Below are 332 nucleotides of genomic sequence, written 5' to 3'. Positions count from 1 at the left end.
GGCGGGCGCATGACCGGCGACCTGTTCAGCGATCAGCAATACTTTGATGATGTTGCCCTGCTGGACGAGTTGTTTTCCCGCAAGCTGGCCGCAGCCGTCGAGGCCGCGAAGGCGGAAGGCTGGACATGGGCCGAGGCGATTGGTGACAGCTATATCGGCTATTACGAGCTTGAGAACCGCAAGCTGGACCGCATCTATCGGATCGAAGGAACGCTGACCGAGGAACAGGCCGCGCGGTATGACGAACTGGCCGAACTGGCGAACGGCGAGGGTCTGGACGAGGACGGACAGGCCGAGCTTGCCGCGCTGCAAGCCATTCTCGACGGCAGCTA

General features: G+C 62.0%; 1 pseudogene. It reads left to right on the top strand.

Features of this window, described 5'->3' with window-relative positions:
• Window positions 1-9: 9 nt before the first annotated feature.
• Window positions 10-332: pseudogene (locus tag CK944_RS22695) on the top strand (hypothetical protein); the annotation flags it as partial.

Origin of the sequence: Paracoccus sp. SY (genome assembly GCF_002901215.1) — a bacterium.
In the GTDB taxonomy this organism is placed as follows: Bacteria; Pseudomonadota; Alphaproteobacteria; order Rhodobacterales; family Rhodobacteraceae; genus Paracoccus; species Paracoccus acridae.
The sequence above is the reverse complement of the archived record's forward strand: the minus strand, read 5'-3'. Positions and strand labels throughout refer to the sequence as shown.